This window comes from Aurantimonas aggregata, assembly GCF_010500835.1.
GTDB classification, from domain to species: domain Bacteria; phylum Pseudomonadota; class Alphaproteobacteria; order Rhizobiales; family Rhizobiaceae; genus Aurantimonas; species Aurantimonas aggregata.
Genome location: NZ_JAAAMJ010000052.1, coordinates 1 through 8,706 on the forward strand (window position 1 = coordinate 1; position 8,706 = coordinate 8,706).

6 protein-coding genes are annotated in these 8,706 nt (G+C 64.8%); 5 read left to right on the plus strand and 1 reads right to left on the minus strand.

The genetic code is table 11. The annotated features are described in order from the left end of the window. Nucleotides 1-219 precede the first annotated feature (219 nt). The gene (locus tag GTW51_RS22885; RefSeq protein ID WP_246233376.1) at nucleotides 220-975 is read left to right on the plus strand and encodes a competence/damage-inducible protein A; all 756 of its coding nucleotides are present in this window, start codon (nucleotides 220-222) and stop codon (nucleotides 973-975) included. A 10-nt stretch (nucleotides 976-985) separates the two neighbouring features. Here GTW51_RS22885 and GTW51_RS22890 read toward each other — a convergent pair whose 3' ends face one another. Continuing rightward, a complete protein-coding gene (locus tag GTW51_RS22890; RefSeq protein ID WP_163046335.1) occupies nucleotides 986-1,822 on the minus strand; it encodes an LssY C-terminal domain-containing protein in 837 nt (278 codons plus the stop codon). Between the two features lie 99 nt (nucleotides 1,823-1,921). Between GTW51_RS22890 and gpt the strand changes: the two genes are divergently transcribed. The 4 genes from gpt (at nucleotide 1,922) to GTW51_RS22910 (ending at nucleotide 8,582) form a co-directional block, all read left to right on the plus strand. Beyond that, nucleotides 1,922-2,419, plus strand: coding sequence for a xanthine phosphoribosyltransferase (gpt, locus tag GTW51_RS22895; protein WP_163046336.1), 498 nt, complete (start codon nucleotides 1,922-1,924; stop codon nucleotides 2,417-2,419). 474 nt (nucleotides 2,420-2,893) lie between these two features. After that, nucleotides 2,894-6,769: a vitamin B12-dependent ribonucleotide reductase gene (locus GTW51_RS22900; RefSeq protein WP_425483308.1), complete on the plus strand. Its 3,876-nt coding sequence runs from the start codon at nucleotides 2,894-2,896 to the stop codon at nucleotides 6,767-6,769. A 195-nt stretch (nucleotides 6,770-6,964) separates the two neighbouring features. Next, entirely contained in the window at nucleotides 6,965-7,999 is a 1,035-nt protein-coding gene (locus tag GTW51_RS22905; protein ID WP_163046338.1) for a hypothetical protein, read from the plus strand. After that, entirely contained in the window at nucleotides 7,992-8,582 is a 591-nt protein-coding gene (locus GTW51_RS22910; RefSeq protein WP_163046339.1) for a hypothetical protein, read from the plus strand. Before GTW51_RS22905 ends, GTW51_RS22910 begins: the two co-directional genes overlap by 8 nt. Nucleotides 8,583-8,706: the final 124 nt, after the last annotated feature.

Sequence of the window (8,706 nt, forward strand, 5' to 3'; positions counted from 1 at the left end):
GCGCCCGATCCCGATTATGCTCGCGCCGGGCGGTATCAGTCCAGGTCATGATCATCCTCCATCGTCTCGACAACGACGAGGAATCACAACTCACTGATATCGCTCAACCTCTTTCAAATCGGGCTCTGAGGTCGCGCGGCGACGATCATCGTTCCTGCCACCTTGCCTTCTGCGTGGCTTGGACCTTCTTATGATTTATCAGTCGCCCCGGAGTTCAGAATGATCCCTGCCACCGCCGCCATGCTCGCCATCGGCGATGAACTTCTTTCCGGCAGGACGAAGGATCGCAACATCGGCTATCTCGCCGAGATGATGACTGTTGCCGGCATCGACCTGAAGGAGGTGCGCATCGTCGGCGACGAGCCGCATCTCATCGCCGACACGCTCAACACGCTGCGCCGGCAGTACGACTACGTTTTCACCTCCGGCGGCATCGGCCCGACCCATGACGACATCACCGCCGACGCGGTGGCGGCAGCCTTCAGCCTGCCCATCGGCGAGCATCCCGAAGCAATGAGCCGGCTTTCGGCGCATTACGTCGCCCGCGGACTGGAATTCACCGAGGCCAGGCGGCGCATGGCGCGGACGCCCGAGGGCGCGAGCCTGATCGACAATCCGGTCTCCGTCGCGCCGGGCTTCCGGGTCGACAACGTCTTCGTCATGGCCGGCGTGCCCAACGTCTTCCAGGCGATGCTCGGCAAGGTCATCGAAAGCCTGCCCGCCGGCCAGGCGATCGAGAGCGTCGCCGTCGCGTGCCCCTACGGCGAGGGCGACATCGGCGACCCGCTGCGGGCGCTGTCGAAGCTGCACCCGGGCGTCGCGATCGGCTCCTACCCGCGCTTCGACGGCGAGCGGTTCTCCACGGAGATCGTGATCCGGTCGCGGGACAAGGCCGCCCTCGACGCCGCCGCTTCGGCCGTGTCCACCATGCTCGCCGACAAGGCCAGCGGCGCCCCGGCCGCCACGCCAGGCTGAGCCGCAGCGCTCATCGGTCTGGCGCGAGGGCGTCGTTGACGGTGCGCCATATCGCGCTGCGCAGATCGATCAGCGGCGGGTTCGCCAGTTCCTCGGGCCGTGCACTACGCCGCTCGCCGTCCGGCACAAGCACCGAGACCCGGATGTCGCCGTCGGTGTGGTACGGATCGCCCTCGCCGTTGCGACCGAACAGGGTCGGGCCGATGCCGGGCAGTTCGTAGGTGACCGCAACCATGCCGGCCGCCGCCAGGTCGGCGGCGAATTCGTCGCGGGCCTTGTCCACGTCGGGGCCGATCCGGTGGGTCACCTGACCGGTATAGTGACTGATGCCGACACCGGCGTCGTAGGTTACCGCGCCAAGCCACAGCGGCCGGCCTTCCTCGGCCTTCTCCAGCACCTGCCAGAGCCGGACATGCAGCCGCCGGTCGGCGCTCCTGCCGACCGGTAGTTCGAAAGCCAGATCCTCGCGGCGCGCGTCCAGATACAGCGGGCTCACCGGCGCTTCCGGATAGGGACGATCCAGAACCACGCTGCCGACAATGTCGATGCTGCTGCGCAGCGTGATCGGGTCGGCGGCAAACCAGCCGGCGGCATGCATCGCCAGCACGACATCGCGTTGTGCGCCGACCAGGCCGACATTCAACGGATCGCCAGCGATGCCGTCACCGGTGCGGGTGACCATCTCCTTGTCCGCCAGCCCCGGCTGGCGGTCGTGGCGCGCCCAGGCCAGCGGCAGCAGGACATAGGCCGCGAGCCCCCAGACAATCGCGAGTACGAGGATCGCAATCACGATGCGGCGGCCCCAGTGGCGGGGCTTCGGTTTCCGGCTCGATGGCGCGCCCTGCATCGTCCCCTGCCCCTCAGGCCGACTGGTCCGTCTCACCTTGCGTCCCGACGAAGATTCAGCCTATCGAAATCGCTCTTTCCCGCAGTCCGGAAGCGCGTCATGTCCACGGTCGAAAAATCCTTCCCGGTTTCCTGGGACCAGTTCCATCGCGATGCCCGCGCGCTCGCCTGGCGGCTGGCCGGCCTGCGCAGCGACTGGAAGGCGATCGTCTGCATCACGCGCGGCGGCCTGGTGCCGGCGGCGATCATTGCCCGCGAGATCGGCACGCGGCTGATCGAGACCGTCTGCATCGCCTCCTATCACGAGTACACCGAGCAGGGAGAGCTCAAGGTCCTGAAGGAGATCGCGCCGTCGCTGCTCGAGGACGACGGCGAAGGCATCCTGATCATCGACGACCTGACCGACACCGGCAAGACCGCCGGCCTTGTTAGGGCTATGCTGCCGAAGGCGCATTTCGCCACGGTCTATGCCAAGCCGAAGGGCCGGCCGCTGGTCGACACGTTCATCACCGAGGTCAGCCAGGACACCTGGATCTACTTCCCCTGGGATCTCGGCCTGACCTTCCAGGCACCGATCAGCAAGAGCACCGCCGGCTGAAGCCCGGCGCACGGCCGATTCGGCACCTTCCGACTCAGCCTGTCGCTCGGACCGCCGGCACGCCCGCAACAGCGACAGGCATCGTCTCGTAAGCAGGCTTATCCTCGCTTTCCTCAGGTCGCCCGACCGTGTCGCTGCTATTTAGCGCCCTTCCCCAATCGTCATTTGACCGCCCGACCGGACTCGCCCTAGCTTCGGAAAACTGCGTGTTTCCGGCCGGCTCGTGCGTTCCGAATAGGCCCCGCCAACGCATCGCAGCGTTGCGGGGATAGCGGGGAAAACCCCGCCCCGGTCCGAATTAAGGTTCGCGTAACCACCCTCGATGCACTATATCTAGTGTCGTTGGGCCGCCGTCATACAAGATGCGTGATTCTAACGATTACGGGGGCCGGGCCAGGCGGACGGGGGTTTTCGCCGACCATCGTGACCCTTCGCGGCAACATTTTGCGATACGAGGATGGGACCATCATGGGAATGAAGATCGAGCGCCGCTACACCAAGGCTGGCGAAGGCGCCTATGAGTCGGTCGCCTTCAGGAAGGCCACCAGCGAGATCCGCAACCCGGACGGCTCGGTGGTATTCCGACTTGCCGACATCGACGTGCCGGCGCAGTTCAGCCAAGTGGCATCCGACATCCTGGCGCAGAAATACTTCCGCAAGGCAGGCGTCCCGGCGAAGCTGAAGAAGGTGGAGGAGAACGACGTTCCCTCCTTCCTGTGGCGTTCGGTCGCCGACGAGGCGGCGCTTGAGGCCCTGCCCGAGGACCAGCGCTACGGCTCCGAGATGGACGCTCGGCAGGTGTTCGATCGCCTTGCCGGCACCTGGACCTACTGGGGCTGGAAGGGCGGCTATTTCGTTTCCGAGGACGATGCGCGCGCCTTCCGCGACGAGCTCGCCTTCATGCTGGCGACCCAGAAGGTCGCGCCGAACTCGCCGCAGTGGTTCAATACCGGCCTGCACTGGGCCTATGGCATCGACGGTCCGAGCCAGGGCCATTTCTATGTCGATTACCGGACCGGCCAGCTGACCCGTTCGGCGACGTCCTACGAGCACCCGCAGCCGCACGCCTGCTTCATCCAGTCGGTTGCCGACGACCTCGTCAACGAGGGTGGCATCATGGATCTGTGGGTGCGCGAGGCGCGCCTGTTCAAATACGGATCGGGCACCGGGTCGAACTTCTCGCATCTGCGCGGCGAAGGCGAGAAGCTGGCGGGCGGCGGCAAGTCGTCCGGCCTGATGAGCTTCCTGAAGATCGGCGACCGCGCGGCCGGCGCCATCAAGTCCGGCGGCACGACGCGCCGGGCCGCCAAGATGGTCGTCGTCGACATCGATCACCCCGACATCGAGACCTACATCAACTGGAAGGTCCGCGAGGAGGAGAAGGTCGCCGCGCTCGTCACCGGCTCGAAGACCGTCTCCAAGCACCTCAAGGCGATCCTGTCGGCCTGCGTTAATTGCGAAGGCCCCGAGGGCGACTGCCACGACCCGATGAAGAACCCGGCGCTGAAGCGCGCCGTGAAGGACGCCAAGCGCGCCCAGGTGCCCGAGAACTACGTCAAGCGCATCATCCAGTTCGCGCGCCAGGGCTACACCGACCTCGAATTCCCGGTCTACGACACCGACTGGGACTCCGAAGCCTATCTCACCGTCTCCGGCCAGAACTCCAACAACTCTGTGTCCCTGACCGACGACTTCCTGCGGGCGGTCGAGCAGGACGCGGACTGGAACCTGATCCGGCGGACCGACGGCAAGGTGGCGAAGACGCTGAAGGCTCGCGAGCTGTGGGAGCAGATCGGCTACGCCGCCTGGGCCTCGGCCGATCCCGGCCTGCACTTCAACACGACGATGAACGACTGGCACACCTGCCCGACGGCCGGCCGCATCCGCGCGTCGAACCCGTGCTCGGAATACATGTTCCTCGACGACACGGCGTGCAATCTCGCCTCGCTGAACCTCATCCAGTTCCAGGAGGAGAAGACCGCCGACGGCCTCCGCCGCTTCGACGCGCCGGCCTTCGAGCACGCCGTCCGGCTGTGGACGATCGTCCTCGAGATCTCGGTGTTGATGGCGCAGTTCCCGTCGAAGGAAATCGCCCAGCGCTCCTACGACTACCGCACGCTCGGCCTCGGCTTCGCCAATATCGGCGGCCTGCTGATGACCGCCGGCATCCCCTATGATTCCGACGAGGGCCGCGGCATCTGCGGCGCCATCTCGGCGCTGATGACGGGCGTTGCCTACCGCACCTCGGCGGAGATGGCCGGCGAGCTCGGCGCCTTCCCCGACTACGAGCGCAATGCCGAGCCGATGCTGCGCGTCATGCGCAACCATGCCCGCGCCGCCCACGGCATCGCCAACGGCTACGAGGGCCTGGCGGTCGACCCGGTGCCGCTCGACCACGCCTCGGTGAAGGACAAGCGCCTGTCCGGCCGCGCCAAGGCCGCCTGGACCGAAGCCGTCGAGCTCGGCTCGAAGAACGGCTTCCGCAACGCCCAGGTCTCGGTCATCGCGCCCACCGGCACGATCGGCCTGGTCATGGATTGCGACACCACCGGCATCGAGCCCGACTTCGCCCTGGTGAAGTTCAAGAAGCTCGCCGGCGGCGGCTACTTCAAGATCATCAACCGGGCGGTGCCCGACGCGCTGCGCTCGCTCGGCTACTCTGAAAGCCAGCTTGCCGAGATCGAGGCCTATGCGGTCGGCCACGGCAATCTCAACCAGGCGCCGGCGGTCAATCCGTCCTCGCTGCGGGCCAAGGGCTTCGGCGACGCGCAGATCGAGAGCCTCAACGCGGCGCTTGGCGCGGCCTTCGATATCAAGTTCGTCTTCAACAAGTTCACGCTCGGCGAGGATTTCTGCCGCGACGTGCTGGGCTTCACCGACGCCGAGCTGAACGACTTCTCCTTCGAGATGCTGCCGGCCCTCGGCTTCAGCCGCAAGGACATCGACGCCGCCAACATCCATGTCTGCGGCGCGATGACGCTCGAAGGCGCGCCCTTCCTCAAGGACGAACACCTGCCGGTGTTCGACTGCGCGAACCCGTGCGGCCGGATCGGCAAGCGCTACCTCTCGGTGGACAGCCACATCCGCATGATGGCGGCGGCGCAGCCGTTCATCTCGGGTGCCATCTCCAAGACGATCAACATGCCGAACGACGCGACGGTCGAGGACTGCAACGCCGCCTACATGCTGTCGTGGAAGCTGGCGCTGAAGGCCAACGCGCTCTACCGCGACGGCTCGAAGCTGTCGCAGCCGCTCAACGCCTCGCTGATCGCCGACGAGGATGACGAGGACGAGGACGTCGTCGAGATGGCGACGGCCGCCCTCATCGCCTCGCCGCCCGCGGCGCGTGCCACCGAGGTTGCCGAGCGGATCGTCGAGCGGATCGTCGAGAAGGTGGTGCGCGACCGCGAGAAGCTGCCGAACCGGCGCAAGGGCTACACCCAAAAGGCCATCGTCGGCGGCCACAAGGTGTATCTGCGCACCGGCGAGTTCGACGACGGCCGGATCGGCGAGATCTTCATCGACATGCACAAGGAGGGCGCCGCCTTCCGCGCGATGATGAACAATTTCGCCATCGCCATCTCGCTCGGCCTGCAGTTCGGCGTGCCGCTGGACGAATATGTCGAGGCCTTCACCTTCACGCGCTTCGAGCCGGCGGGCATGGTCCAGGGCAACGAGGCGATCAAGAACGCCACGTCGATCCTCGACTACATCTTCCGCGAACTGGCGGTCTCCTACCTCGACCGGCACGATCTCGCCCATGTGCAGCCGGAGGATTTCGGCGCCTCCAGCCTCGGCCGCGGCGTCGATGGCGACAAGCCGGCGCCAATGCCGGTGTCGCACGGCATGGTGCGCGGCCAGACCGCGCGCTTCCGGCTGGTGTCATCGAGCGAGCCGCAGGGCTCGGCCGGCGGCGCCGCACCGGTGGCAGGCGTCAAGGCTGTCGTCACCGCCGCCAACACGGCCGGCCGCCCGGCAACCACCGCCGGCACCGTCCGCACCCCGGCAGCCACCGCCCCCCGCGGTCCGGTGGCTGCCGTGTCCGCTGGCGCCACGGCGTTCAAGCGCGACTACGAGCAGGCGCCGATCGACGAGCCGGCACCCGTCGCCGACACCACCCCGGCGCAGGGCCTGTTCGACCAGCCGCTGGCCTTCCCGGCCAGCGACCGGGACACCGCCAACGTCGCGCAGGGCAGCTCGCCCAACGTCTCCAGCGCCGAACGCCGGACCATCGCGATGATGAAGGGCTACACCGGCGAAAGCTGCTCGGAATGCGGCAACTTCACCATGGTGCGGAACGGCACCTGCCTGAAGTGCGACACGTGCGGCTCGACGAGCGGGTGCAGCTGAGGACACGAAGCGGGAGGCGGTCTACAGAAGGCCGTCATCTCACACGGTATAAAACTGCGCGCCGCTCAGGCGCGCAGTAAACCGGGCGAGTAGGATCACCTCTCGCGGCCGGTCCTCTGCGTACTCCTCGGATCGGCCCAAACTCAATGACACCGCCTTCAACTCAGGAGGATGTGAAGGCGATGGAATATTCTTGTGCATGAAATTGAACCCGACCAGACATCCTCCCTGCGCAAGACACAGTTTAGATCATCGGTACCCGTTATCGTTGCTTTGCTTGTCGGCGCACTCCTCTTATTCTTCAACCCGTTCGCCGAGAATGCAAGTCGCTATAATACCCAGGTAACGGCGAGCGCCATCACGCTGTACGGGACCCTTAGGGTAGCCAACTCGGTGATGAGCATTGCAAAGGACGTCGACGTTCAAGCATCGGGCGTAGTGGCCAGCGTCACAGCCAGCCCCGGAAGAGCATTGGAACCGGTAACCGACACAATCGAGAGGCTGGCAGATCTCCTCTTTGTGATCGTCCTCGTCTCAGGCGTGCTGAGCATCATCATTATGCCCGCAGCGACCGTTGGCGCAGGCTTGCTTGTCGTACTCGCCGGGAGCCTGCTCATGTTGAGCACCCTTCCAGAGCGCTATCGCGCGCCAGTCCTCGTGGGCTTTTTGAACCGCGGCATCGCTGTTGCTTTAATTGCTGCGCTCATAGTGCCCGCGGCGTTTTCAATTGCGTTCTTGGCAGGGGACCAACTGACCGCACAGGCGTGGAACCAGGCGAGCGCTGTCTTCGGCGAACTGGACGAAGCATTCGGCAATGATCTTCCCTTGGATCTGCCTGTGGTCATCGAGCCTGAAGCCGCCGTCGAAACCGACCAAGCCGGATCATTACCGGACGAAGACGCTCCCGGGATTTTCAGCAGAGCGCTAGGCGGAATTGGCGATGCATATGAAGGATCCACTGAAGCAATAGGCAACGCCGCATCGGCGGTCGGCGGCTTGGCCCAAGCGATTCCTGAGAGAATAAAAGGCAACGCCCGGATGGTGACCGAAGGGCTTCAATTAGCGACACAGCTCTTTGAGGCATCAGTTGCCATAGCCGTTGCTTACTTGATCAAGCTCATTGTTCTCCCCGTTCTCATCGTCGGGGCGACCTTGTGGATTTGCACGGCCAAGCCGCCCAAACCTGCGGCAGCCTGGGTTTCGCGTGGTGGGGCCGACAATCGTGATTGATGACCTGATACGCTCTGCCACCTACGGCTTTGGCGGTAGCTTTGGGCGAGACGCGTACCAGGCTGCCAAGAAGAACCCGCTGGTCTTGATACTCGTAGTAATCTTCTGCATCGTGTACGGGTTTCGGAACCTGTATCTCGGGATTGGTCGATCCTCGGCCTACTTCTTCTTCGTCAATGTCATCGGGTCGCTTGTCCTCATCAGCGTCGGCCTCTTCGGGCTGGCATTTGCCGCTTTCATCGCGGACAGCGATGGCCAGAATCCGCTTCTCGTAGCCGCCGTCATCGGCTTCGGCTTTATATGCGTTCTCATCGGTAACGTCTGGGGCATCCAAAGCAGGTCGCACCGAAAGGCTGCCATCGAAATCGCAGCTGAGAACGCGCGGTTTCTAGCCGACGCGGGACTCCACGACAGCGACTTCGAGACCGATTTTATCGCAGATCGCGACGGCAACCTGCTGAAGCTCAAGGAGCAGACGGCAGACAGGATGGTCTTCACCGTTGCCGGCAAACGCGGCCTGAGGGCTGCCATCCGCCTCGTCGATGGCCGCATGGTCGAATATACCGGGGTCAAGCGGATCTAATACCAACGTGCGCGATAGCTGACTCTGTAGGGGTTCCCAAGGCGGGCGAAGTCTGAATCGATGGAGGCAAACGGAGGTTTGCCATGGCTTCAGCGATCCCGCTTCGTTCCGATTTCAACGGACC